The following is a 24,408-nucleotide window of genomic DNA, read 5'->3' as shown; positions in this document are numbered from 1 at the left end:
CCGCCGAGCATACGGAAGGACGTCTGGCCCCATGACCGAGCGTGTGCTCCTCCGCCTCAATCGGATGAACAAGACCGCGGCGTTCCTGGCCGCCGCGGTGCTGGTCTTCCTCGGGCTGCTACTGCCGGGAATCGTGGGCTCGGCGGTGCTGCTGGTGTTCGCCGCCGCCCTGATCTGGCTGCTCACGAAGACCTGGGCCATCACCCCGCCCCAGATGCGGGTCCCCCGCGTGATCATCCTCGCACTGCTCCTGGCCGCCGCGGCCTACAAGGCAAGTTGACAACGATTCCCATTATCGGGCAGGCTCGAAGGGTGGTTCTCCAGGTCGAACGGGCGGTCGTCGCCTACGATGGCCGGCCCGTCCTCGACGGGGTCTCGCTCTCGGTGCGCGCGGGCGAGGTGGTCGCCGTCCTCGGCGCCAACGGCTCGGGCAAGTCCACCCTCGTGAAGGCCTCGATGGGGCTGGCCCCGCTGGCCGGCGGCGAGGTGCGGCTGTTCGGCACCCCGCTGCGGCGCTTCCGCGGCTGGCACCGCATCGGCTACGTGCCCCAGCGCGTCGGCGCCGGCTCCGGCGTGCCCGCGACCGTCGGCGAGGTCGTGGCCGAGGGCCGGCTGGCCCGCCGCGGCTTCCTGCGCCCGGCGTCCCCGGCCGACCGGCGCGCCGTGGCCGAGGCCCTCGATGCGGTCGGCCTGGCCGATCGCGCCCGCGAGCCGGTCTCCGTGCTGTCCGGCGGCCAGCAGCAGCGGGTGCTCATCGCCCGCGCCCTGGCCGGCGGCCCGGAGCTGCTGGTGCTGGACGAGCCGACGGCGGGCGTCGACGCGGTGAGCCAGGAGCTGTTCGCCGGGTGCCTGCGCCGCTTCGTGACCCAGGGCGGCACGGTCGTCTTCGTCGCGCACGAGCTGGGCCCGCTGCGCCCCCTGATCACCCGCGCGGTCGTGGTGAGCCGCGGCGAGATCGTGCACGACGGCGCCCCGCCGGCGACGGACAACGACCACGTGCACCCCCACGCCGACGCCGGCCAGCGGCCCGCCGCCGACCTGCACGTCCACGCCCACCCGGCGCCCGACGGCCACGTCCACACCGCGGCCGACGCCCACACCGCGGCCGACGGGCGCGTGCGCCCGAACGTCGCCGCGGCCTGAGCGGGGCCGGCGTGAGCATCTTCGCCTACGACTTCATGATCCGCGCCCTGCTCGGCGCGCTCATCACCGGCGCGTCCGCGCCCGCCATCGGCACCTACCTGGTGCAGCGGCGCCTCTCCCTGATCGGCGACGGCCTGGGCCACGTCGCGCTCACGGGCGTGGGCCTCGGCCTGCTGCTGCACCGCTCCCCCGTGATCATGGCGGTCCTGGCCGCCGCGGCCGGTGCCGTGGTCATCGAGCTGGTCCGCGAGCGCGGCCGCACCTCGGGCGACATCGCCCTGTCCATGCTCTTCTACGGCGGCATCTCCGGCGGCGTGGTCCTCGTGAACCTGTCGGACGAGCAGAGCAGCCGGAGTCTGGTGACGTACCTCTTCGGCAGCCCCCTCACCACGAACCGCCAGGACCTGACGGTCATGCTGATCCTGGGCGTCGCCGTGCTGGCGGTGGCGATCCTGCTGCGGCCCTGGCTGTTCGCCGTGTGCCACGACGAGGAGTACGCCCGCGTGTCCGGCCTGCCGGTGCGCACCCTGAACCTGATCCTCGCGATCACCACGGCGGTGACCGTCACCGTGGCCATGCGCGCCGTCGGCCTGCTGCTGGTCAGCGCGCTCATGGTCGTCCCGGTGGCGACGGCCCAGCAGATCACCCGCGGCTTCCGCGCCACGATGCTGACCGCGATCGGCATCGGCCTGCTCGTGTCGGGCCTGGGCGTGTGGCTGTCGACGGCGATCGACACCGGCCCGGGCGCCACGGTCGTCCTGCTCGCCATCGCCGGCTTCTTCGCCGTGACCGTCGCCGTCTCCGTGCTGCGCGCCGCCCGCCGCGCCCGCCATCGCAGCACCCCCGCCGAGGCGGAGGAGGTCGAGCCCAGTGCCGTCGCCTGAGCCATCGAGCGGACACCAGAACGGACACCAGAACGGGCACCCGAACGACGGGTACGAGGCCGCCGGCGAGCTGCTCAAGGCCCTCTCCGCCCCGCTGCGCATCCGCATCGTGACCGAGCTCGCCGACGGGCCGCGCTGCGTCCACGAGCTGGTCGAGACCCTCGGCGCCCCGCAGCCGCTCGTGTCGCAGCACCTGCGCGTCCTACGCGGCGCCGGCGTCGTGCGCGGTTCCCGGCGCGGCCGCGAGATCGCCTACGCTCTGATCGATGAGCACATCGCGCACATCGTCGCCGACGCCGTCAGCCATGCGCGCGAGGGCTGAGCGCCTCGCGGCGGCGGTCCTGGTGGCGGCGCTGGCCCTGACCGGCTGTACCGACGGCGCCAAACCCTCGTCGTCGTCCGGCGCCCCGGCGACGAGCAGCGCCGCGCCCGTGGCGACCGACCCGGCGTCCGTGTTCAAGGCGGCGGTCGCGAAGACGAACGGCGTCGCGCTGTCGTTCACGATCGACTCGGACCTCGGCGCGCTCGGGCAGATGCAGGGCGACGGCGCGTCCGACCCCGCCAAGAAGGCGACCGCCTACAAGGCCGAGCTGCTCACCCCCGACCGGAAGATCGACATTTCGGCGGTACTGGTCAGCCCCGACCTGTACCTGCAGGTCACCGGGGTCACCACCGACCGCTGGGCGCACCTGGACGTCACCAAGGTCAAGTCGCTGTCCAAGCTCGGGCTCGACGCCACCGGCAGCCCGACCGGCCTGGGCGCCCTCCCCGGCGAGATCGTCACCGTGACGCAGACGGGGCCGGGCACGTTCAGCGGCACCCTGGACAAGACGAAGAACCCGGCCGCGGCCGGCGCCGGCGCGACCGAGGCGCTCAAGAGCGTGCCGTTCGAGGCCACGGTCGACGCGAACGGATACGTCACGCAGCTCGTCACGCACACCCCGCCGCTCGGCTCCGCACCCGCGTCGAGCACCACGGCGAAGTTCGCGAACTTCGGCAGCAAGACGATCAAGATCGAGCGCCCGGACTCCTCCACGGTCGAGCAGGCGCCCGATTCCCTCTACCAGACACTGCGATAACCCGCGGCGTACGCGACGCTGGGAGCCATGAAGCTCTATGCCGACCGCGCCCCCGCCGCATTCCGGCAGTTCCTGACCGACGCGCTCGTCGTCGTGTGGGTGTACGCCTGGATCCGGCTCGGGATGAGCCTGTTCGACCTCATCCAGAAGCTCGCCGTGCCCGGCCAGAAGCTCGAGGGCGCCGGCAACGGGCTGGCCTCGAACCTCAACTCGGCCGGCGACAAGATCGACAAGGTGCCCGGCGTCGGCGACTCGATCGCGACCCCGTTCCGCAACGCCGCGAACGCCGCGACCTCGCTGGCCAACGCCGGCAAGGACCAGCAGGAGATCGTCAACGACCTGGCCTGGATCCTGTCCGTGGTCGTCGTGGTGGTGCCGGTGCTGCTCGTCGTCGGCGTCTGGCTGCCGCTGCGCGTCCGGTGGGCGCGGCGGGCGGCGTCGGCCGCGAGGCTGCGCACGGTGACGGCCGGTCGGGACCTGCTGGCCCTGCGCGCGCTCGCGACGCAGCCGCTCAAGCGCCTGATCAAGGTCGACCCCGAGGTGGCCGCGCGGTGGCGCCGCGGCGATCCGGAGACGGTGGAGGCCCTGGCCCAGCTCGAACTGCGCTCGCTCGGCCTGCGCTGAGCGGCCGGGCCGCCCCGACGCGCGAGCAGGGCCCCGGCCGTCAGACCGGGGCCCATCGAATCGAATGCTGGATCGAACGCTCAGAAGCGCCGGCGCACGTCCTCGGCCGTGGAGGGGCCCGGCTGCCAGTCGGCGGTGGAGGGACCGTCGGCGGCGACCGGCACGATGCCCTCCTCGAGCGAGAGGTACCGCCCGGCCAGCACCCGCTTGGCCGCCGAGACCTCCACCGAGTCGGCGTTGGCCCACAGCGAGCCGAACAGCGCCTCCGCCCGCAGCGTGGCCTGCCGGCAGAACAGGTCCGCCAGCTCCAGGCCCTCGGGCCGGTCGGCCAGCTCCGTGCGCGCCTTCACGCACGCGGCGGACATCGCGAACAGCTCGGCCCCGATGTCGACCACGCGGCCGAGGAAGCCCTGCTTGTGCTCCAGCTTGCCCTGCCAGCGCGCCATCGCGTAGAAGGTCTCGCGGGCCAGCCGGCGCGAGGCCCGCTCGACGTAGCGCAGGTGCGGAGCCAGGGCGCCGAACTCGGCGAAGCCGCCCGGCAGCTGGCCCTTGCCCGCGACCAGGGTCGGCAGCCACCTGGCGTAGAAGCCGCCCGCCTTCCCGGCCGCCTTCGCCTTGCGGCCCAGGCCCGCCTCGGGGTCGATGATGTCGCCCGCGACCGAGAGGTGCGCGTCGACGGCCTCCCGGGCGATGGCCAGGTGCATGATCTCCGTCGAGCCCTCGAAGATCCGGTTGATGCGCAGGTCGCGCAGGATCTGCTCGGCCGGGACGGCCCGCTCGCCGCGCGCGGCGAGGGAGTCGGCGGTCTCGTAGCCGCGGCCGCCCCGGATCTGCACGAGCTCGTCGGCGACCTTCCAGGCCAGCTCCGAGGCGTACAGCTTGACCAGCGCGGCCTCGATGCGGATGTCGTTGCGGTTGTCGTCGGCGAGCCGGCAGGAGACCTCGAGCATGGCCTCCATCCCGTAGGTGGTGCCGGCGATGAACGCGATCTTCTTGGCGATCGCCTCGTACGTGCCGATCGGCCGGCCCATCTGCACCCGCTCCGCGGCCCACTCGCGGGCCACGCCGAGGCACCACTTGCCGGCCCCGACGCACATCGCCGGCAGCGACAGCCGGCCGGTGTTGAGCGTGCTCAGGGCGATGCGCAGGCCCTGACCCTCGCCGCCGATGACGTTCTCCTTGGGCACGCGCACGTCGTGGAAGCGGGTGACGCTGTTCTCCAGGCCGCGCAGGCCCATGAACGCGTTGCGCCGCTCGATGGTCACGCCGGGCGCGTCGCCCTCGACCACGAACGCGGTGATCCCGCCCTTGTGCCCCTCGCTCCTGGGCACCACCGCCATGACCACGAACAGGGTGGCCAGGGTGCCGTTGGTGGCCCACAGCTTGACGCCGTTGAGCAGGTAGTCGCCGTCCTCGGTGGGCACCGCGGCGGTGCGCATCCCGGCCGGGAACGAACCGACCTCCGGCTCGGTGAGCAGGAACGCGGAGACCTCCCCGGCGGCCAGGCGGGGCAGGAAGCGCTGCTTCTGCTCGTCGTTGCCGATCAGCTTGAGCGGCTGCGGCACGCCGATCGACTGGTGCGCCGACAGCAGCGCGCCGATGGACGGGTTGACGGAGCCGACGAGCATGAGCGCGCGGCAGTAGTCGAGATTGGTCAGGCCCAGCCCGCCGTACCGCTCGTCGATCTTCATCCCGAAGGCGCCCAGCTCCCCGAGCGAGCGCAGCACCTCGTCCGGGATGTGGGCGTCGCGCTCGATCTGCTGGCCGTCCACCTCCGCGCTCAGGTAGGCGGCGAGCTTGGCGCGGAACTCGGCGCCGCGCGCCTCGGCGGCCGGATCGAGCTCCGGCAGCGGATCGATGAGGTCCAGGCGCAGCCGGCCGAGGAAGAGCTCCTTGCCGAAGCTCGGCTTGCGCCACTCGGTCTCGCGGTTCTCCTCGATGACCTTGCGCGCCTCCCGTTCCGCGCGCACCGACGTCGCAACCATGGACACCTCCAGGTAGACGCTCCCGAACCTCCAGGTTATTACCCACGAGTAGCGTCGGCTATGCCAACGATCGCGGCGGCGACGGCGGCGGGCGCCTCGTCGGGGATCCAGTGGCTGACGCCGGCCAGCGGCACGAACCGGTAGTCGGCCGCGACGTGTTCGGCACAGGCGCGGGCCGCCGTCGGGCCGATCGCCACATCGCCGTCGCTCCACACGTACGTCGTCGGCACCGTGGCGGGCCCCAGCCCGACGAGGTCGAGCGAGCTCATCGCCCGGTACCAGTTCAGCGCCGCCGTCAGCGCCCCCGGCTCGAGCAGCGGCCGCACGTACCCCTCGACGTCCTCCAGCGGCGCGAACAGCCCGCGCAGCCGTCGCGCGGAGTCGGCCAGCAGCACCTCCTCGGCCTTGCCCGGCTGCCGGAAGAGCTTGATGTACGCCGAGCGCTCCCGCTGGTCCGGGTCGTTCGCGTAGGCGTAGGCCGACGCGTGCGGGTGCGGCACCGAAACCGCCGTGAGCGTGCGCACCCGGGCGGCGTGCCGCAGCGCCACGTGCCAGGCGCAGATCGCTCCCCAGTCGTGGCCCACCAGGTGTACCGCCGGAATCTCCAGCGCGTCGAGGACCGCCACGACGTCCAGCGCGCACTCGGTGATCCGGTAGGCCTCGACCGGCGCGGGACGGGCGCCGGGCGAGGTGCCCCGCTGGTCGAGGGCGTAGGTGCGCAGGCCCGCGGCGTGCAGCAGCGGGGTGACCGCCGCCCACTCGCCGCTGTGCTGCGGGAATCCGTGCAGCAGCAGCACCGGCTCCCCGTCGGCCGGGCCGCCGTCGAACACATCGAACGTGAGCGAGCGCGCCGTGATTTTCATGACCCGAGACTACGAGTCGGCGACGATCACTGTTACCGTCAGGAAACAACTGCACATCCGACAGGGGAGCGCACAGCGCTGAGAGTGCGACGGCCGTCCGACGGCCTCGCAGACCCTCGAACCTGATCTGGGTAATGCCAGCGCAGGGAGCTCGGTCACCTCACGCCAGCCGTCACGTCGGCCTATCCATGGGCCGGCGTGACGTCGCGTCTCCTTCTGGTTCGCACGAACTGGGAGGTTCAACCATGCAGACCCGTTGGCGGACCGTCGACATCGTCGTCGCGTCCATCATCGCCGTGGCCTTCGCCGGGGTGTTCTACGCCTGGAACAACCTGTGGAACGCCCTGGAGAGCTTCGCGCTGCCCTGGCGCGCGGTGATCTACGGCGTGTGGCTCATCCCCGCGGTCCTCGGGCCGCTCGTCATCCGCAAGCCCGGCGCCGGCCTCTACACCGAGCTCGTCGCCGCGACCGTCTCCGCGCTGTTCGGCTCGGCGTGGGGGCTCACCGTCGTGGTGTCCGGCCTGGTGCAGGGCATCGGCGGCGAGTTCGGCTTCGCCGCGACCGGCTACCGCGGGTACAAACTCGTCAACGCCCTGGTCGCGGGCGCCCTCTCCGGCGTGGGCGCCGCGCTGTTCGACCTGAGCGTCTACTACGGCGACACGTTCACGGCCGGCCAGAAGTGGACGTACGCGGCGCTCGTCGTGGCCAGCGGCGCGATCGTCGCCGGCGGCGGCAGCTGGGCGCTGCAGCGCGCGCTGTCGCGCACGGGCGTGCTGGACCGCTTCCCGTCCGGCCGGGAGCGGGTTGCCGTCTAAGCGTTGAGCACCGTCGAATTCCGCGGGTTCGGGTGGCGGCACGCCGGGCGCAAGGCCTGGGCGATCCGCCACCTCGACCTGCGCATCGAGCACGGCGAGCGGGTCCTGCTGCTGGGCGCCTCCGGGGCCGGCAAGTCCACGCTGCTCGCCGCCCTGGCCGGCCTGCTCGCCGAGGACTCCGGCGAGCAGGAGGGCGAGGTCCTGGTCGACGGCCGCGACGCGCGGCGGCAACGCAACACGACGGGGATCGTGTTCCAGGACCCGCAGACCCAGCTCGTGATGAGCCGGGCCGGCGACGACGTCGCCTTCGGCCTGGAGAACCGCGGCGTGCCCCGGGCCGAGATCTGGCCGCGGGTCGACGCCGCGCTGAGCGCCGTCGGCTTCCCGTACGACCGCTCCCGCAGCACCGCCGCGCTCTCCGGCGGCGAGCAGCAGCGGCTGGCCATCGCCGGCGTGATCGCGCTGCGGCCCGGGCTGCTGCTGCTCGACGAGCCGACCGCGAACCTCGATCCGGAGGGGGCGCAGCTCGTCCGTACCGCCATCGCCAAGGTCATCCAGGACCTCGACGCGACCCTGGTGCTGGTCGAGCACCGGGTCGACGAGGCCCTCCCCCTGGTCGACCGGACCGTCGTGATCGGCGACGACCCCGACGCGGTCTGGAGCCCCGGCGCCCCGCTGCCGGCCCGCCGGGCCGTCACCGCCCCGGGCGAGGCGCTGCTCACCGCCGAGCGCCTGGCCCTGCCGCACACCGCCGCGGTCGTCGACGAGGAGGTGCGCGCGGGGCAGGCCCTCGCGGTCGAGGGCCCCAACGGCGCCGGCAAGACGACCCTCGCGCTGCTGCTCGGCGGCCTGACGAAGCCGCGGGCCGGGCGGGTGGTGGCCTCGGCCGCGCTGGCCGGGCGGGAGGCGGGCCGCCCGCCGCACCGCTGGCGGGCGCGGAGCCTGGCCACGCGGATCGGCTCGGTGTTCCAGAACCCCGAGCACCAGTTCGTCACCGACACCGTCCGCGCCGAGCTGGCCCTCGGGGGCGCCTCCGAGGCGACGGTCGATCACCTGTTGCAGCGGCTGTACCTCGACCGCCTGGCCCTCGCCAACCCCTTCACGCTCTCCGGCGGCGAACAGCGCCGGCTCAGCGTCGCGACCGCGCTCGCCGCCGCGCCCCGGGTGCTGGTCCTGGACGAGCCGACGTTCGGGCAGGACCTGCGCACCTGGCGGGAGCTGGTGACCCTGCTCGCCGACCTGCGCGACGAGGGCCGGGCGCTGGTGCTGGTCACCCACGACCCGCAGCTCGTGACCGCGATCGGCGACCGGCGGCTGGAGCTGCGCCGATGAACGGGACGTGGCTCGGGCGGCGCGACGCGGTGGCCAAGCTGCTCGCCGCGCTGCTGGTGACCGCCGCGGTGGTCACCACCCTGGACCCGGTCGCCTCGCTGACCGTCATCGGCGTGCTGCTGGTGCTGCTGCCGTTCACCGGGCTCGGCCTGGGCACGCTGTGGCGGCGGGGCTGGCCGATCCTGGTCTCCGCGGCCGGCATCTTCGGCTTCACCGTGCTGCTCGGGGCGCAGGACTCGCCGGTCGTCGCGCACGTCGCCGGGCTCGACGTGCGCGAGAACGCGGTCGGCTACGCCCTGCGGCTGCTCGCCGTCGGGCTGCCCGGCTTCGTGGTGTTCGCGACCATCGACCCGACCGACCTCGCCGACTCGCTCGTCGCGCACCTGCGGGTCCCGCCCCGGTTCGCCATCGGCGCCCTGGCCGCGCTCCGCCTGGCGCCGCTGCTCGCCGGGGAGTACCAGCTGATCCGGCTCGCCCGGCGCGCCCGCGGTACCAAGGCCGGGCCCTTCTCCACGCTCTTCGGTCTGCTCGTCGCCGCCATCCGGCGCGGCATCCGGCTGGCAACGGCCATGGAGGCCCGCGGATTCGACCGGGGCGAGCCGCGCACGATCGCCCGGGATACCCGATTCGGGTGGATGGACGCGCTGGTCGTGGCCCTCGGCCTGACCCTCGCGGTTGCGGTGATCATGCTGAAGTTCGTGCGGACATAGGTATATCGCTACCTGTTGTTTGCCCACGGCGTCGAGGGTCGGCGGTGAGAACCACCTGATTCCCAGCTGAGGAGCCTTCATGGGCCACGGCCACGGCCACCACCATCACCACGAGGACATGCCGCAGGCGGCCGGCGACGTCCCCGCGGTGCTCGACGCGTCGATCCCGGACAGCGAGCTCTCGCCCGGCGACGTCTCCCGCCGCGGGTTCCTTCGCCGCGCGGGCCTGCTCGGTGCGGCTGCCGCCGCGGGCGGCGCGCTGGCGAACGCCGGCGTCGCGCACGCGCACGGCGACGACGACCACAACCACGACTTCGACGGCTGGGACCGCCACGGCCACAGCCGCCCGTCGAACAACAACTACAAGTGGCTGGCGGGCGACCACCACATCCACACCCAGTTCTCCAGCGACGGCATGTACCGGGTCGACGACCACGTGAAGCACGCCTCCGCCTTCGGCCTGGACTGGATGGTCATCACCGACCACGGCACCGTCCAGCACTCGAAGATCGGCGTCGACAAGGTCAACCCGCTCATCCGCGGGGCCCGCGACGACTACAAGGACATGCTGGTCTTCCAGGGCCTGGAGTGGAACATCCCGGCCGCCGAGCACGGCACGGTCTTCGTGCACCCGGGCGCCAACGAGGTCGCGGTCCTCAAGGAGTTCGAGGGCACCTTCGACGGCTCGGTGCAGGGCGCGGTCAACCCGGCCAACGTCACCGAGGCCCTCGCGGTCGCCGGCATCAAGTTCCTCGGCGACCAGGTCGCCAAGCGGCGGGTCCAGGACGCGCTGTTCCTGGCCAACCACCCGGCCCGCAACGGCATCGACTCGCCGCACGAGATCCGCAACTGGCGCGACGCCAACCCGCAGATCGCGATCGGCTTCGAGGGCGCGCCCGGCCACCAGGCCGCCGGCATCGCCAAGCCGCTCGGCGGCGGCGCGGGCCGCGGCTTCTACGAGAACGCCCCCAACGCGAACTCGTTCGCCGCCTACCCGCCGGAGAGCTACCGCACCTGGGGCGGCTTCGACTGGATGACCTCCACCGTCGGCGGCCTCTGGGACAGCCTGCTGGCCGAGGGCAAGGCGTGGTGGATCACCGCGAACTCGGACTCGCACGTCGTCTACGAGGAGACGTCGAAGCGCCCCGACAACACGGACTTCGCCACCAACGGCTACCACTTCGACCCGGTGTACGGCCAGCCGGCCAACCTCACCCCCGGTGACTTCTGGCCCGGCTACTACAGCCGCACCCACGTCGGCTCGAGCAACTTCAGCTACGCGGCGGTCATGGCCGGCCTGCGCGCCGGTCGCGTGTGGGTCGACCACGGCCACCTGATCGACGGCCTCGACGTGCAGGTGCGCGTCAAGGGCTCGCCGACCGGCACCACCCTGGGCGGCTCGCTGCAGCTGCGCCGCGGCCAGCGCGCCGAGCTGGTCATCAAGATCGCGCTGGCCGACAAGGCGAACTGGGCGAACTTCGTGCCCAAGCTGGCCCGCGTCGACGTCATCCGCGGTGCCGTCACGGGCGCCGTGTCCGACAAGGACACGTTCAAGTCCCCCGACACCAAGGTCGTCAAGTCCTTCGAGGTGACCCAGTCCAAGGGCACCGTGTCGTTCACCTACGACCTGGGCGTGGCCGACCAGCCGTTCTACGTGCGCGTGCGCGGCACCGACGGCAACCGCACCGCCCCCGGCTACCTGGGCGCGGCGATCGACCCGGCCGGCCCGGCGATCGACGTCCTCGGCGACGCCGACCCGTGGAAGGACCTCTGGTTCTACGCGAACCCGATCTGGGTCCTCCCCCGGTAATGCAGTTCCCCGACGTCCAGGCGGCCGACCATCACATCCTGACGGCCGGCCGCCCCGCGTTCACGTACTTCTCCGGCGGGCAGGTCGCCGTCGGCGCCGAGGCGCAACAGCCCCCGGAGGGCGCCCGCCAGGTGGTGTTCGAGGGCCACGAGGGGCTCAAGGGCACCATCGCGGTGTCGGCGATCATCGACGGCTCGGCGATCGAGAAGGTCGTGATCCTCGGCGGCATGACGGCGGTGCCGGAGATGCTCGTGGACACCCGCGACTTCGTCCGGCCGATCTGGCGCGACGGCGTGCTGACGCTCGTCACCCAGTTCGGCCGGGGCGGGGTCCTGGTGCCCTTCGAGCCGCCGAACAACCGGCCCTGCTGCGCGGATCACTGAACCGAGGGTTCGTGAGGGGCCCGCTGGGATTCCAGCGGGCCCCGGCTAGTCTCGGGGCATGCCCAGGGACCAGATCGACGAGGTCGTCGACGAGTGGCGCGCGCAGCTGCCCGACGTCGTCTCCCCGTCCATGGAGCTGGGCAAGCGCGTCCACCGCCTCGCCGGGCGGCTCCAGGAGGCGGTGCGCAACGAGACCGCGGCCCAGGGGCTCACCCCGGCCGAGTTCGACGTGCTCTCGGCGCTGCGCCGGGCCGGCCCGCCGTATGCGCGCAAGCCCTCCGACCTCGCCTCCGGCCTCCTGCTGACCTCCGGCGGGATCAGCAACGTGCTGCGCCGGCTCCAGCAGGACGGGCTCATCGAGCGCGCGGCCGACCCCGCCGACGCCCGGGTCGCCTGGGTGCGGCTGAGCGAGACCGGCGTGGCCGCGGCCGAGAAGATCGTGCGGGCGGTCACCGGCGCGCAGGCCCGGCTCTTCGCCGGCGCCGACCCGGCCCTCGTCGCCCAGGCCGCCGACCGGCTGCGCGACGTGCTCATCGCCCTCGGGGACATCGCAAAGGACTGAAGATGCTGCAGCGGTACGACGAACGCAACGCCGAGCTCAAGTACTGGGTCAACGGCACGCTCCGGCACCGGGACGAGCCGGGCATCTCCCCGTTCGACTCCGTCGTGCAGGGGGGCGACGCGGTGTGGGAGGGGCTGCGGCTGTACGACGGCGGCATCTACGGCCTGCACGAGCACCTGGCGCGGCTGCGGCGCTCGGCCGTCTCGCTCGGCTTCGAGGGCGTCCCCGCCGACGCCGAGATCATCGCGGCCCTGCGCGAGACGCTGGCCGCCAACGACATGCGCGACGGGGTGCACGTCCGGCTCACGCTGACCCGCGGCGTGAAGGTCACCAGCGGCATGGACCCGCGGCTCAACCGCTCCGGCTGCACGCTGATCGTGCTCGCCGAGTTCAAGGCGCCGGTGTACGACACCGGCGGCCTCACCCTCGTGACCAGCAGCGTGCGCCGGCCCGCCCCGGACGTGCTCGACCCGCGCATCCACCACAACAACCTGCTCAACTCGATCCTGGCCAAGCTCGAGGCGAACGTGGCCGGGGCCGACGACGCGATGATGCTCGACGCGCGCGGCTTCGTCGCCGAGACCAACGCCACCCACCTGTTCGCGGTCGCCGGCGGCGAGCTGCTGACCCCGCGCGCGATCGCCTGCCCGGAGGGCATCACCCGCGACACCGTCCTGCGCATCGCGCCGCTGCCGGTGCGGGAGCGGGATCTGGCGCAGGTGGAGATGTACACCGCCGACGAGGTCTTCTGCACCGGCACCATGGGCGAGATCGCCGGCGTGGTCGCCATCGACGGCCGCCCCGTCGGCGACGGCAAGGTCGGCCCGGTGACGCGCCAGATCGCGGAGCTGTACCGCGCCCACGCCCGCGCCCATGCCGTCGCCCTCTGAGTTCGAGGCGCTCGTCGGCCCGCTGCGGCCGCAGCTGCGCGCGCACTGCTACCGCATGCTCGGCAGCGTCCACGACGCCGACGACGCCGTGCAGGAGACCCTGCTGCGGGCCTGGAAGAGCGCCGGGCGCTACGACGCCGAGTCGGTGCGCCCGTGGGTGTTCACCATCGCGACCAACCGCTGCCTGACGATGCTCAAGGGCCGACGGTCCGTGGAGTGGCCCGAGCCGCTGCCCACGCCGGCCGCCGAGGCGACCGTGGTCGCGCGCGAGGGCATGCGGCTCGCGTTCGTGGCCGCGCTCCAGCGCCTCACGCCCCGCCAGCGCGCGGTGCTGCTGCTGCGCAACCTGCTCGGCTACAGCGCGGCCGAGACGGCGCAGATGCTCGGCACCTCGGTCGCGTCCGTGAACAGCGCCCTGCAGCGGGCCAAGCGCGTCGAGCCGGTGGACGCCCCGCTCGACGACGAGGTCCGCGAGCGGGCGGCCCGCTACGCGCGGGCGTGGGAGTCCGGCGACCCCGACGCGATCATCGCGATGCTGACCGAGGACGCGCGCTACTCGATGCCGCCGCTGCCGGAGCGCTACACGGGGCGGGGCGCGATCCGGTCGTTCCTGCTCCGCGGGCCGCTGCGGACCGGCTGGCGGTTCCTGCCCACCAGCGCCAACGGGCAGCTCGCGTTCGGCACCTACCGCCTGGTCGACGGCGCCTGGGTGCCGAGCGGGCTCGACGTGCTGGACTTCCGCGGCGGGCTGGTGGCCGAGGTCGTGTCCTTCCTCGAGGCCGACCTCACCGCGTTCGGCCTGCCCGCAGCGCCACCGTAGCCAACTCCTCGTACAGCGGCCGGGCCCGCGCCACGAGCGGCTCCAAATGGGCGGGGACCTCGGCGGGCCGCGGGTCGTAGGGCGCGAAGCCGGTGGAGCGTTCGACGGCGGCGTACCAGTGCGGCGCCCACACCCCGTCCGTGTCGCGCCGCCCGGCCGGCCAGGCCAGCATCGCCGGGTCCCAGGCCAGGCCGAGCGCCGCGCACAGGGCGCCCAGCGTGCCGGCCGGGTCGCGGAGCACGTCGGCGGCGTCGACCACCGGGCCGCCGAACGCCCGGAAGATCTCGACCTGCTGCGGGTACCCGAGATCCTCGAGCGTCGGCTCCCCCCGCACCTTGGCGTAGGACGCGACCACGTGGGCCGGGTCGCGGATCAGGAACGCGTTGCTCACCTCGGCCAGCCAGTCCCGCCCGATCATCGGCAGCAGGTGGTGGGTCATGTGCTTCTGGTAGAACACCGCGGCGTCCACGGGCGCGAGCAGCCCGGCGACCGCGTCCGGCCAGCGCCGCGGCTGGGAGCCGAGGATCGCCTCGCGGCCCGGATGGTCGAGCCCGGTCTCGGCCAGATAGTGCGCGTACAGCGGCTCGTCGACGACCACGGTGTCGGGCCGCGCGCCGAAGCTGCGCATCAGCGCCGTGGAGATGTTTCTGGGGCCTGACCACATCGCGACTCGCACCGTCATGGTCCAGGAGGGTAACCCACGTGCCGTTCCGCCCGTTTTACACGCGAATAGCACGAAATCCTGGCGCGCGTCGATGCGATCCACTCGGCGTCGCGGCGCTTACTGTCGAGGACGGAGCCTTACCGAGCGCCCGCCCCGCACCAGGCTTTCTTGGAGACCGACGACGAACCATGCTGCGCGGCAAGAAAGGGGCCGGTCGATGGACCTGCTGATCGACGTGCGAGTGGCGAGGCGCGACTCGGGCGCGACGCTGGATCGCACGGTCCGGCTGCGGGCCGACCCGGGTGGCGCGGTGGCCGACCTGATCGCCGCGCTGCTGGGCCTGCTCGACCCGGCCGAGCGGCCGCAGCAGACCACGTGGGCCTGGCTCGCGCGCACCGGGCGCCGCCTCGACCCGAACCGCCCGCTCGGCGACCAGGGGCTGCGCTGCGGCGACATGGTCCTGCTGGCCCCGCCCGAGCAGCGCCCCGAGCGGCCGCAGCGGGTCGAGGGCCACCGCTTCGAGCTGCTGGTGCTGGCCGGCCCGGACGCCGGGATCTGGGTGCCGCTGCCGCCGGGCGAGTTCGTGCTCGGCACCGACCCGGCGAGCGACCTCGTGCTCACCGACCCGACGGCCGGGCGGCGCCACCTGCACCTGGGCATCGGCAGCCACGAGGTGGCGGCCACCGACCTGCGCTCGCCGGGCGGCACCCGGCTGGACGGGGAGCCGCTGACCGGGACGGCGACGCTGACCGGCGGGCAGCTGCTGCGGCTCGGGGCCACGCTCGTCACGGTCGAGGAGGTCCCCGCGGAGGCGCCCGCGCCCAAGGGGCCCCCGCCGGCGGTGTGGCTGCCGGTCGTACCGCAGCCGCCCAAACGGCGTCGTCTGACGCTGCGCCGCCGGGCCGCCGATCCCGCCGCCGAGTTCGAGGCCGCCATGGAGCGGGCCGAGGCGGACGCGGCCATCAAGCATCGGGCCGTCGTGCAGGCGCGCCGGGCCGAGGCGCCCAGCGTGGCCCACCTGGCGCGGGCCGCCGACCGGCAGGAGAAGCCGGCCCGCCGCCCCGACGACCGGGACTTCCTCACGCTGCGGATCGCCACCGCCGACCAGCCGAGCCGGCTGCGCTTCGAGCAGGCGCCGACCACCGGGGACTTCGACCCCGCGCACACCGAACGGATCGGCGCGCTGCGGCAGCGGTACGCGACCGACCCCGACGTCCCCGTCGAGGCCGACCTGCGCACCCTCGGGGCCCTCGGCGCGCACGGCGACGAGGAGACCCGCCGCGCGGTGCTGCGCTCCTGGGTGGTGCAGCTGGCCACCCTCGCCGGCCCGAACGACCTGGCCCTGGTCGTGCTCGCCACCCCCGAGGAGGCCGAGCACTGGCGCTGGACCGGCTGGCTGCCGCACACCCGCACGCTGACCGCGGCCTTCGCGCCCGGCGCCCGCACCGTCGCGGCCCAGGAGGACGACCGCCGGCGGGTGCTCGCCCTGGTCGAGGCGCTGCTGCGGCAGCGGCGGCTGGGCCGGCACGCGATCGCCGAGCAGTTCGTCCCGCACGTGGTGGTGGTGCTTCCAGACGCCGATTCCGTACCGCCCGAGGCCCTCGCCCGCCTGGTCGAGGACGGCCCCCGGGGCGGGATCAGCCTGCTCACGGCGGCCGGGAGCGCCCGCGCGCTGCCGGCCGGGGTCGTGGCGCTGGAGGGCGACGGGATCGACGCGGCGGTCGCCGACCGGGTCGCGCACGCCCTGGCCGCCAACCGGGACGCGGCCGGCGGCGCGGCGCCGCGGATCGCGCCGCTCGGCGAGGTCCTCGGCCTCGGCGGGGAGCCGGCCCCGAGCGCGATCGTGAAGCGCTGGGTGCCGTCCACCCGCGACCGCGGCCTGGCCGCCCCGATCGGCTTCGGCGGCACCGGCCCGCTCGTGGTCGACCTGCGCCGCGACGGCCCCAACGGCATCATCGTGGGCGCGCCGGGCTCGGGCCGGGCCTGGCTGCTGCGCTCCTACCTGGCCGCGCTGGCCGCGACCTACCCGGCCAACCGGCTCACCTTCGTGCTCGTGGACGCCGCCGGCACCACGTTCGCCGAGTGCGCCGAGCTGCCGCACACCGTCGGGCTGTTCACCGGGGACGACGGCTACATGGCCCGGCGGATCCTGGTCTCGCTCGGCGCCGAGGTGCGCCGGCGGGAGGGGGTGCTGCGCCGGCACGGGGTCAAGGACATCGTCGAGATGGAGCGCAAGCACCCGGCCGCGGCCCCGGCCAACCTGCTCATCGTCGTCGCCGAGTTCACGACCGCGCCGCCCGAGTTCGTCACCGGGCTGCGGGAGCTCGCGCGGCGCGGGCGCTCGGCCGGAGTACACCTGCTGCTGTCCACGGCGTTTCCGCACGGCGCCGTCGACGACGACCTGCGCGCCGAGGCGCCGCTGCGCATCGCGCTGCGGGTCGAGGAGGAGCAGGACAGCCTGGAGGTGCTGGAGCGCCCCGACGCCGCCCACCTCTCCCCGCTGCTGCCCGGCCGCGCGTTCGTGCGCACGGTGACGTCGGACCCGGACGCGGTGCAGATCGCCTACGGCGGGGCCCGCTCCCCCGCCGACCGCTCGGCCGGCCCGACCCTGGTCACCGAGTGGCGCTTCGAGTCCGGCCTGCACACCCCGGTGCCCGACCTCGAGGAGCCGGACGCCGCGATCCCCCTCCCCGCGCCGGCCCACGACGGCGAGGTCACCGACCTGCAGCGCCTGGTCGCGGCCATCTCCGGGGCGCACCGGGAGGCGCGGGTGCCCGACCAGCCCAAGGCCTGGCACGCCCCGCTGGACGCCACCTACGACCTCGACGAGCTGCCGGAGCCGCCCGAGACCGGCCGCGACGCCTTCGCCGCGCCGATCGGGATGGTGGACCTGCCCAACGCCCAGGCGGTGCAGGTCTGGCCGCTGGACCTCGACGAGCTCGGGCACCTGCTGGTCTTCGGCCCCACGGGGGCGGGCAAGACGACGCTGCTGGACACGGTGGCGGCCGCGTTCGCCCGGCGCTACGACGCCGCGGCGCTGCGGGTGTACCGCGTCGACGGCACCGACGTCCCGTCCGCCGCGAAGCTGCTGGGCACGATCCGCGGCCTCGTGGCCGAGCGGGCCGCGCTGGCCGAGCCGGACGGCGCCCGCGTCCTCGTCCTCGTCGACGGCCACGACCCGCTGCTGAACGAGGCACTGACGGCGGTCGCGGCGGACGGCAAGGCGGTCGGCGTGCATCTGCTCCTCGCGACCGAGCAGCGCAGCGCCGTGCCGACGTCCCTGTCCCGGCTGATGCCCGGCCGGATCGTGCTGCGCTCGGCGGGCCGAGGCGTCGTGGAGAGCACCGTGGAGCTGCAGATCGCCACGGCGGGGCCGGCCGCCCGTTCGGGTGACGTCGTCACCCCGGCACCGGCCGCGCACGCCGGGGCGAAAGCCCGTGGGGCGGCGAAAACCACAACTCCTGCACAACGCCCCCGCCAGTTGCAGCTGGAGGTCTGAGTACGCTGAACCATCGTGCAGCACAATCCTGGTGAGTACCGTGCGGGCTTCGCCTGCTTCGTCGGCCGTCCCAACGCCGGCAAGTCGACGCTGACCAACGCGATCGTCGGTCAGAAGATCGCGATCACGTCGCCGAAGCCCCAGACCACCCGGCACACCGTGCGCGGCGTGGTCCACCGGCCCGATTCCCAGCTCGTGCTCGTGGACACGCCCGGGCTGCACCGCCCGCGCACGCTGCTCGGCGAGCGCCTCAACGACCTCGTGCGCTCCACCTGGAGCGAGGTGGACGTGATCGGCCTGTGCCTGCCCGCCGACGAGGAGATCGGCCGCGGCGACCGGTTCATCAGCGGCGAGATCGCCGAGCTCAAGGCGACCCTCGTCGCGGTCGTCACGAAGACCGACCTGGTGGACCGCGCCACGCTGGCCAAGCGTCTGCTGGCCGTGCAGGAGCTCGGCGAGTTCGCCGACATCGTCCCGGTGAGCGCCGTCTCCGGCGAGCAGGTCCAGACCCTGGTCGACGTGATGATCTCGCACCTGCCCCGCTCGCCCCAGCTGTACCCGGACGGCATGCTCACCGACGAGCCCGAGCAGATCCTCATGGCCGAGCTCATCCGCGAGGCGGCCCTGGATGGGGTCCGCGACGAGCTGCCGCACTCGATCGCCGTGCTCGTCGAGGAGGTCCTGGAGGAGGACGGGCTGACCCGCATCTACGCCGACATCTACGTGGAGCGCTCCAGCCAGAAGGCGATCGTCATCGGCCACCAGGCGAGCCGGCTCAAGGAGGTCGGCACCCGCGCCCGCCGCGAGATCGAGGACCTGATCGGCGGCCGGGTCTACCTCGACCTGCACGTGCGCGTGGCCAAGGACTGGCAGCGCGACCCGAAGCAGCTGCGCCGCCTGGGCTTCTGATGGCTCCGCGCTCCGCGCTCGCCGCGCCCGGCCCCGCACCGCGCTCCGCCCTCGCCGCGCCCGGCCCCGCACCGCGCGTGGCGGGCGGCGCGGCGTTGCCCGAGGGCCGCCGCTGATGTCCGGGGGTGGCTCGGGTTTCCGGGGGAAGCTCTATCGCGACGACGCCGTCGTGCTGCGGGTGCAGAAGCTGGGCGAGTCGGACCGCATCATCACGCTGTTCACGCGGCACCACGGCCGCATCCGGGCCGTCGCGAAGGGCGTGCGCCGCACCACCTCGAAGTTCGGGGGGCGGCTGGAGCCGTTCGGGCATGTGGACGTACAGCTGCTGGAGGGCCGAAGCCTCGACGTGATCAGCCAGGTGGAGGGCGTCGACCTGTTCGGGCGGCGGTTCCTGGACGACTATTCGCGGTACACGGTGGCCAGCGCCATCGCCGAGACCGCCGAGCGCCTGACGCCCGTCGAGCAGGAGCCGTCGCTGCGGCTGTTCCAGCTGACCCTCGGCGCCCTGCGCGCGCTGGCCGTGGCCGAGCACGCGTGCAGCCTCGTGCTGGACGCGTACCTGCTGCGCGCCATGAGCTCGGCCGGCTGGGCCCCCGCGCTGCGCGAGTGCGCGGTCTGCGGCACGCCCGGCCCGCACCGCGGCTTCTCGATCGCGGCGGGCGGCGCGGTCTGCCCCGACTGCCGCCCACCGGGCGCGGCCCACCCGGCCCCGGCGACGATCGACCTGATGACGGCGCTGGTCGAGGGCGACTGGACGATCGCGGACAACGCGTCCCCGGTCCACCAGCGCGAGGCGAGCGGCCTGGTGGCGGCGCACCTGCAATGGCACCTGGAACGCTCCCTGCGCTCTCTACCCTTGGTCGATCGCGAGGAGCGCCGCCGGTTTCCCTCGCAACCGACCGGCCCCATTGCGCCGCCTACCCCGTTCGCCCCGGCCGGGCCACTCGATGGGCCGGCCGGATCGCTCGCGCCGGTGGAGCCGCTCGACGGCTCGGCCGGACCCCTTGGTCACGCTGGAAAGGAACGTCCGTGAGCAGGAACTTCCGCCCGCCGTCCGCGCACCCCACCGGTGCCCGCCCGCCGGCGCTGCCGAAGGAGGCCGTGCCGCAGCACGTGGCGATCATCATGGACGGCAACGGCCGCTGGGCCAAGGATCGCGGCCTGCCCCGCACCGCGGGCCACACCGCCGGCGAGGCCGCCCTCTTCGACGTGATCGAGGGCGCGCTGGAGCTCGGCGTCAAGTACGTCAGCGCGTACGCCTTCTCGACCGAGAACTGGAAGCGCTCCCCCGACGAGGTCCGCTTCCTCATGAACTTCAACCGCGACGTGATCCACCGCCGCCGCGACGAGTTCCACGAGATGGGCATCCGCGTCCGCTGGGCCGGCCGCCGCCCGAGGCTGTGGCGCTCGGTGATCAGCGAGCTCGAGTACGCCGAGCAGCTCACCCGCCACAACGACCTGCTCACGTTCACCATGTGCGTCAACTACGGCGGCCGCGCCGAGGTCGCCGACGCCGCGGCCCGCATCGCCGCGGACGTGAAGGCGGGCCGCCTGAAGGCCGACCGCATCACGGAGAAGACGTTCGCCCGCTACCTGGACGAGCCCGATCTGCCGGACGTGGACCTGATGATCCGCAGCTCGGGCGAGATGCGCACGTCGAACTTCATGATCTGGCAGGCCGCGTACGCCGAGTTCGTCTCGGTCGACGCCCTGTGGCCCGACTTCGATCGCCGCCACCTCTGGTACGCCTGCGAGGTCTACGCGAAGCGCGACCGCCGCTTCGGAGGGGCCATCCCGAACCCGGTGGCACCGACCCTGACGACCTGAACCCCTCGTTCTCCCGAAATGTCCGGCGCTGGCGCGCCGGACATTTCGGTTATTTCAGCACTTACCGGTCCGTGCGAGTCTGAGCGCAACCCGCACAGCGCGGCACCAACCGTTACATCGTGAAATAAGCGAAAAGTCCGATCGCGGAGCGTCGGACTTTTCGTCGCAGCGTGAGACGACCGCGAACCGGCGTCGCCCGGGCCTCAGTCGGTGACGGCGGCGAAGACCGTCGCGTCCGGCGCCGCCAAGCGGATCAGCGCCGCCGCACAGGCGCCGTCCAGGTGGCATCCGGGCCGCTAACCGCCGGGCGAGGCGTCGCCCGGCCCTCAGTCGGTGACGGTGGCGAAGACCGTCGCGTCCGGCGCCGCCAGGTGGATCGGCGCCGCCGGCGAGACATCGCGCACCGCCGCATGGCCGAGCCCGTCCACCGTCGACGCCTCCGTCACCACCGCCGCCGCCTCCAGCTTCGTCGCGCCCGACGAGACCGCCGACGCCACCGCGAGCTGCAGAGCCGTCAGCGAGAGCGACGGCAGCGCGACGGAGGCGGCGTTGTACGTGCGCCCGTCCTGATCGCGAACGGCGGCCCCCTCGACCGCCCCGATGCGGGCGCGCGCCGCGCGGGCCAGGGTCACCAGCTTGGCGTCCTCGGCGGACAGGTCAGACATCGGCGTGCTGCCTCTCGAAGGTGTCGTGAACGGTCCGGGAAACGGGCCTAGGCATCCGCGTGCTGCCGCTCGGACTCGTGGCTGAGCTGGTCCTCGTCCTCGGGGTCGGCGCGGCGTACGAGCAGCGTGTCGATCCGGTTGCGCCGCCCGGCGGTCCCCTCGGCCACCAGCACCAGCCCGCCCACCACCGCGGTCGCGCCCGGGATCGGGACGCGCCCGAGGGCCTGGGCCAGCAGGCCGGCGACGGTCTCGACCTCGTCGGCGGGCAGCTCGACGTCGAAGACCTCGCCGAGGTCCTCGATGGGCAGGCGGCTCGTGACGCGTACCGCCCCGTCCGGCAGCTCCTCGATCGGCGGCCGCTCGGCGACGTCGTACTCGTCGGTGATCTCCCCGACGATCTCTTCGAGGATGTCCTCGATGGTCACGAGCCCGGCCGTGCCGCCGTACTCGTCGATGATCACGGCCATGTGCGTGCGCGCGGCCTGCATCTCGCGGAGCAGGTCGTCGACCGGCTTGGACTCGGGCACGAAGGTCGCGTCGCGCATGACCTGCGCGACGGGCATCTCGCCCGCGCCGGTCTCGTTGCCGGCGGTGCGGCGCACGAGGTCCTTGAGGTACACGATGCCGAGCACGTCGTCGACGTTCTCGCCCACGACGGGGATGCGCGAGAAGCCGCTGCGCATCGCGAGCATCAGGCCCTGGCGCACGGTCTTGTGGGCCTCGATCCACACCATCTCGGTGCGCGGCACCATGACCTCGCGGGCGATGGTCGTGCCGAGCGCGAAGACGGAGTGGATCATGTCGCGCTCGCCGTGCTCGACGACGCCGCGCTGCTCGGCCAGGTCCACGAGCTCGCGCAGCTCGATGGTGGTGGCGAACGGGCCCTCGCGGTACCCCTTGCCGGGCGTCACCGCGTTGCCGATGAGGATCAGCAGCCGGGCGAGCGGGCCCAGGGCCGTGCCGAGCCAGCGCACCGGCGGGGCGGCGAAGCGGGCGACGTGGTACGCGTGCTGGCGCCCCATCGTCCGCGGGGCCACGCCCACGACGACGAAGCTGATGACGGTCATGACGCCGGCCGTGATCAGCGCGGCGAGCCAGTCCCGGTGCCCGCCGACGGCCGCCGCGGTCTCCAGCGCCACGAGCGTGGTCGCGGTCAGCTCACAGAGGAGCCTCAGGAGCAACAACAGGTTGATGTACCGCGCCGGATCCGCCGCGATCACCTCGAGCGCACCGGAGCCGGGCTTGTTCTCCCGGGCCAGTTCGTGCGCGCGAGCGGGCGAGACGACATTCAGCGCTGCATCGGTCATCGCGAACAGCCCCGCGAGGACCACGAGTCCGGCCGCAGTTGTCAGCAGTGTGACATCGCTCACGGATTCACGACTTTCGCCAGCTCTCCAGCAGTCTCGCCTGGAGGCCGAACATCTCGGCCTCCTCCTCGGGCTCGGCGTGGTCGTAGCCGAGCAGGTGCAGGATGCCGTGCACGGTCAGCAGGGCCAGCTCGTCGATCGCCGCGTGCCCGGCGGCGGCGGCCTGCTTGGCGGCCACCTCCGGGCAGAGCACGATGTCGCCGAGCAGCGCCGGCTCGCCGGCGCCCTCCCCGGGCCCGTGGTCGACGCTGCCCTCGTCCATCGGGAAGGCCAGCACGTCCGTGGGTCCGTCGCCGTCCATCCAGCGGTGGTTGAGCTCCGTCATGTACTCCACGTCGACGCACAGGATCGACAGCTCGGCGAGGGGGTTGACCCCCATCTCGTCGAGGGCGTGCCGCGCCACCGCGAGAATGGTGTCGGAGTTGACGTCGACGCCGGACTCGTTGGCGATCTCGATGGACAACAGCGCTCCCGTGGCTATCTGCGTCGCCCGGGCCGGCCGCCCTGTGCGGCGCGATCCGGGACGGCGCGCACCGGCTGCTGAGCCTCCTGCGCTTCGTCCCAGCGGGCGTAGGCGTCGACGATGTCACTGACCAGCCGGTGGCGCACGACGTCGGCGCTGCCGAGCTGGGCGAAGTGGACATCCTCGACGCCGTCGAGGATCTCACGGACGACCCGGAGACCGGAGCGGGTCCCCCCGGGTAGATCGACCTGGGTCACGTCACCGGTCACGACGATCCGCGAGCCGAAGCCGAGCCGGGTCAGGAACATCTTCATCTGCTCGGGCGTGGTGTTCTGGGCCTCGTCCAGGATGATGAAGGCGTCGTTGAGCGTCCGGCCGCGCATGTACGCCAGCGGCGCCACCTCGATCGTCCCGGCGGCCATCAGCTTCGGGATGGACTCCGGGTCGATCATGTCGTGCAGGGCGTCGTAGAGCGGGCGCAGATACGGGTCGATCTTGTCGTAGAGCGTGCCGGGCAGGAAGCCCAGCCGCTCGCCGGCCTCGACCGCGGGCCGGGTCAGGATGATCCGGTTGACCTGCTTGGCCTGCAGCGCCTGGACGGCCTTCGCCATGGCCAGGTAGGTCTTGCCGGTGCCGGCCGGGCCGATGCCGAACACGATCGTGTGCTGGTCGATCGAGTCGACGTAGCGCTTCTGGCCCAGCGTCTTCGGCCGGATGGTGCGGCCGCGCCGGGAGAGGATGTTGAGGGTCAGCACCTCGGCCGGGCGCTCGGTGGTGTTCTGCTGCAGCATGCCGACGGTGCGCCGGACGGTGTCCGGGGTAAGGGTCTCGCCCTTGCGCACCAGTTCGATGAGCTCGCTGAAGATGCGCTCGGCCATGGCGTTGTCCGCGGCCGCGCCGGTGATGGTGATCTCGTTGCCCCGCACGTGCACATCGCTGCTGACCGACCGCTCGACGAGCTTGAGGATCTCGTCGCCGGCCCCGAGCAGCCTGACCATGACGTGCGGGTCGGGAACGGTGATCTTGCTGATGGCCCGCACGGGCTGCTCCGACGTTACTGCCGGCACGGGGTTTGGGGTCTCGGTCATACCTTGGCCGCGTTGGGCCTCTAGCA

Annotated in this window: 25 protein-coding genes and 1 riboswitch; of the genes, 18 read left to right on the top strand and 7 right to left on the bottom strand. The window is 73.3% G+C overall.

Features of this window, described 5'->3' with window-relative positions; all coding sequences use genetic code 11:
- Window positions 1–31: 31 nt before the first annotated feature.
- The 6 genes from AC6JBM_RS50770 to AC6JBM_RS50745 all read left to right on the top strand — a co-directional run bounded on the left by AC6JBM_RS50770 (window position 32) and on the right by AC6JBM_RS50745 (window position 3,730).
- Complete coding sequence (locus AC6JBM_RS50770; RefSeq protein ID WP_497980693.1) at window positions 32–280, top strand: DUF6703 family protein; 249 nt, start codon at window positions 32–34, stop codon at window positions 278–280.
- 32 nt (window positions 281–312) lie between these two features.
- Window positions 313–1,143, top strand: a complete 831-nt coding sequence (locus AC6JBM_RS50765; RefSeq protein WP_497980692.1) for a metal ABC transporter ATP-binding protein — start codon at window positions 313–315, stop codon at window positions 1,141–1,143.
- A gap of 11 nt (window positions 1,144–1,154) precedes the next feature.
- Window positions 1,155–2,027: a metal ABC transporter permease gene (locus AC6JBM_RS50760; RefSeq protein WP_497980691.1), complete on the top strand. Its 873-nt coding sequence runs from the start codon at window positions 1,155–1,157 to the stop codon at window positions 2,025–2,027.
- A gap of 70 nt (window positions 2,028–2,097) precedes the next feature.
- On the top strand, window positions 2,098–2,349 hold the full coding sequence (locus AC6JBM_RS50755) for an ArsR/SmtB family transcription factor (protein WP_497986719.1): 252 nt from the start codon (window positions 2,098–2,100) through the stop codon (window positions 2,347–2,349).
- The gene (locus AC6JBM_RS50750) at window positions 2,333–3,106 is read left to right on the top strand and encodes a hypothetical protein (protein ID WP_497980690.1); all 774 of its coding nucleotides are present in this window, start codon (window positions 2,333–2,335) and stop codon (window positions 3,104–3,106) included. Before AC6JBM_RS50755 ends, AC6JBM_RS50750 begins: the two co-directional genes overlap by 17 nt.
- A gap of 27 nt (window positions 3,107–3,133) precedes the next feature.
- Window positions 3,134–3,730, top strand: coding sequence for a hypothetical protein (locus AC6JBM_RS50745; RefSeq protein WP_497980689.1), 597 nt, complete (start codon window positions 3,134–3,136; stop codon window positions 3,728–3,730).
- An 80-nt stretch (window positions 3,731–3,810) separates the two neighbouring features.
- Here AC6JBM_RS50745 and AC6JBM_RS50740 read toward each other — a convergent pair whose 3' ends face one another.
- The gene (locus tag AC6JBM_RS50740) at window positions 3,811–5,715 is read right to left on the bottom strand and encodes an acyl-CoA dehydrogenase family protein (protein WP_497980688.1); all 1,905 of its coding nucleotides are present in this window, start codon (window positions 5,713–5,715) and stop codon (window positions 3,811–3,813) included.
- Window positions 5,716–5,753: 38 nt separating this feature from the next.
- Window positions 5,754–6,578 (bottom strand): alpha/beta fold hydrolase, encoded by an 825-nt coding sequence (locus AC6JBM_RS50735; RefSeq protein ID WP_497980687.1) that lies wholly within the window; start codon window positions 6,576–6,578, stop codon window positions 5,754–5,756.
- Window positions 6,579–6,630: 52 nt separating this feature from the next.
- Window positions 6,631–6,745: riboswitch (TPP riboswitch) on the top strand.
- Between the two features lie 78 nt (window positions 6,746–6,823).
- On the opposite strand from AC6JBM_RS50735, the gene AC6JBM_RS50730 reads away from it, so the two are divergent.
- The 8 genes from AC6JBM_RS50730 (at window position 6,824) to AC6JBM_RS50695 (ending at window position 13,900) form a co-directional block, all read left to right on the top strand.
- The gene (locus tag AC6JBM_RS50730; RefSeq protein ID WP_350620783.1) at window positions 6,824–7,393 is read left to right on the top strand and encodes an ECF transporter S component; all 570 of its coding nucleotides are present in this window, start codon (window positions 6,824–6,826) and stop codon (window positions 7,391–7,393) included.
- Between the two features lie 3 nt (window positions 7,394–7,396).
- On the top strand, window positions 7,397–8,725 hold the full coding sequence (locus AC6JBM_RS50725; protein WP_497980686.1) for an ABC transporter ATP-binding protein: 1,329 nt from the start codon (window positions 7,397–7,399) through the stop codon (window positions 8,723–8,725).
- A complete protein-coding gene (locus tag AC6JBM_RS50720; RefSeq protein WP_497980685.1) occupies window positions 8,722–9,435 on the top strand; it encodes an energy-coupling factor transporter transmembrane component T family protein in 714 nt (237 codons plus the stop codon). The genes AC6JBM_RS50725 and AC6JBM_RS50720 overlap by 4 nt, the downstream gene beginning before the upstream one ends.
- A gap of 79 nt (window positions 9,436–9,514) precedes the next feature.
- Window positions 9,515–11,245: a PHP domain-containing protein gene (locus AC6JBM_RS50715; RefSeq protein WP_497980684.1), complete on the top strand. Its 1,731-nt coding sequence runs from the start codon at window positions 9,515–9,517 to the stop codon at window positions 11,243–11,245.
- Complete coding sequence (locus tag AC6JBM_RS50710; RefSeq protein WP_497980683.1) at window positions 11,245–11,628, top strand: hypothetical protein; 384 nt, start codon at window positions 11,245–11,247, stop codon at window positions 11,626–11,628. The genes AC6JBM_RS50715 and AC6JBM_RS50710 overlap by 1 nt, the downstream gene beginning before the upstream one ends.
- Window positions 11,629–11,686: 58 nt before the next feature.
- A complete protein-coding gene (locus tag AC6JBM_RS50705; protein WP_497980682.1) occupies window positions 11,687–12,190 on the top strand; it encodes a MarR family winged helix-turn-helix transcriptional regulator in 504 nt (167 codons plus the stop codon).
- A 2-nt stretch (window positions 12,191–12,192) separates the two neighbouring features.
- Window positions 12,193–13,080 (top strand): aminotransferase class IV, encoded by an 888-nt coding sequence (locus AC6JBM_RS50700; protein WP_497980681.1) that lies wholly within the window; start codon window positions 12,193–12,195, stop codon window positions 13,078–13,080.
- Window positions 13,064–13,900: a sigma-70 family RNA polymerase sigma factor gene (locus AC6JBM_RS50695; protein ID WP_497980680.1), complete on the top strand. Its 837-nt coding sequence runs from the start codon at window positions 13,064–13,066 to the stop codon at window positions 13,898–13,900. The genes AC6JBM_RS50700 and AC6JBM_RS50695 overlap by 17 nt, the downstream gene beginning before the upstream one ends.
- Here AC6JBM_RS50695 and AC6JBM_RS50690 read toward each other — a convergent pair.
- Complete coding sequence (locus AC6JBM_RS50690) at window positions 13,866–14,582, bottom strand: sulfotransferase-like domain-containing protein (protein ID WP_497980679.1); 717 nt, start codon at window positions 14,580–14,582, stop codon at window positions 13,866–13,868. The genes AC6JBM_RS50695 and AC6JBM_RS50690 overlap by 35 nt on opposite strands.
- A 199-nt stretch (window positions 14,583–14,781) precedes the next feature.
- Here AC6JBM_RS50690 and AC6JBM_RS50685 point away from each other — a divergent pair, with 199 nt between their 5' ends.
- From AC6JBM_RS50685 to AC6JBM_RS50670, 4 genes are all read left to right on the top strand, one after another.
- The gene (locus AC6JBM_RS50685) at window positions 14,782–18,063 is read left to right on the top strand and encodes a type VII secretion EssC family protein (protein WP_497980678.1); all 3,282 of its coding nucleotides are present in this window, start codon (window positions 14,782–14,784) and stop codon (window positions 18,061–18,063) included.
- A 15-nt stretch (window positions 18,064–18,078) separates the two neighbouring features.
- Window positions 18,079–18,972: a GTPase Era gene (gene era / locus AC6JBM_RS50680; protein ID WP_497980677.1), complete on the top strand. Its 894-nt coding sequence runs from the start codon at window positions 18,079–18,081 to the stop codon at window positions 18,970–18,972.
- Between the two features lie 115 nt (window positions 18,973–19,087).
- Window positions 19,088–20,005 (top strand): DNA repair protein RecO, encoded by a 918-nt coding sequence (gene recO / locus AC6JBM_RS50675; RefSeq protein WP_497980676.1) that lies wholly within the window; start codon window positions 19,088–19,090, stop codon window positions 20,003–20,005.
- Window positions 20,002–20,799 (top strand): isoprenyl transferase, encoded by a 798-nt coding sequence (locus AC6JBM_RS50670; RefSeq protein ID WP_497980675.1) that lies wholly within the window; start codon window positions 20,002–20,004, stop codon window positions 20,797–20,799. The genes recO and AC6JBM_RS50670 overlap by 4 nt, the downstream gene beginning before the upstream one ends.
- Window positions 20,800–21,125: 326 nt before the next feature.
- On the opposite strand, the gene AC6JBM_RS50665 is transcribed toward AC6JBM_RS50670, so the two are convergent.
- Genes AC6JBM_RS50665 through AC6JBM_RS50650 form a run of 4 tightly spaced genes read right to left on the bottom strand, consistent with a single transcriptional unit; the run spans window position 21,126 to window position 24,382 of the window.
- Window positions 21,126–21,464 carry a cytidine deaminase-like protein gene (locus AC6JBM_RS50665; RefSeq protein ID WP_497980674.1) on the bottom strand — a complete coding sequence of 113 codons (339 nt, stop codon included), beginning with the start codon at window positions 21,462–21,464 and terminating at the stop codon, window positions 21,126–21,128.
- 47 nt (window positions 21,465–21,511) lie between these two features.
- The gene (locus tag AC6JBM_RS50660) at window positions 21,512–22,834 is read right to left on the bottom strand and encodes a hemolysin family protein (RefSeq protein WP_497980673.1); all 1,323 of its coding nucleotides are present in this window, start codon (window positions 22,832–22,834) and stop codon (window positions 21,512–21,514) included.
- Between the two features lie 4 nt (window positions 22,835–22,838).
- Window positions 22,839–23,294: an rRNA maturation RNase YbeY gene (ybeY, locus tag AC6JBM_RS50655; protein WP_433079801.1), complete on the bottom strand. Its 456-nt coding sequence runs from the start codon at window positions 23,292–23,294 to the stop codon at window positions 22,839–22,841.
- Window positions 23,295–23,308: 14 nt separating this feature from the next.
- The gene (locus tag AC6JBM_RS50650) at window positions 23,309–24,382 is read right to left on the bottom strand and encodes a PhoH family protein (protein ID WP_497980672.1); all 1,074 of its coding nucleotides are present in this window, start codon (window positions 24,380–24,382) and stop codon (window positions 23,309–23,311) included.
- Between the last annotated feature and the right edge of the window lie 26 nt (window positions 24,383–24,408).

It is taken from the genome of Dactylosporangium thailandense, from assembly GCF_059739745.1.
This window is presented reverse-complemented; position numbering and strand designations above follow the sequence as displayed.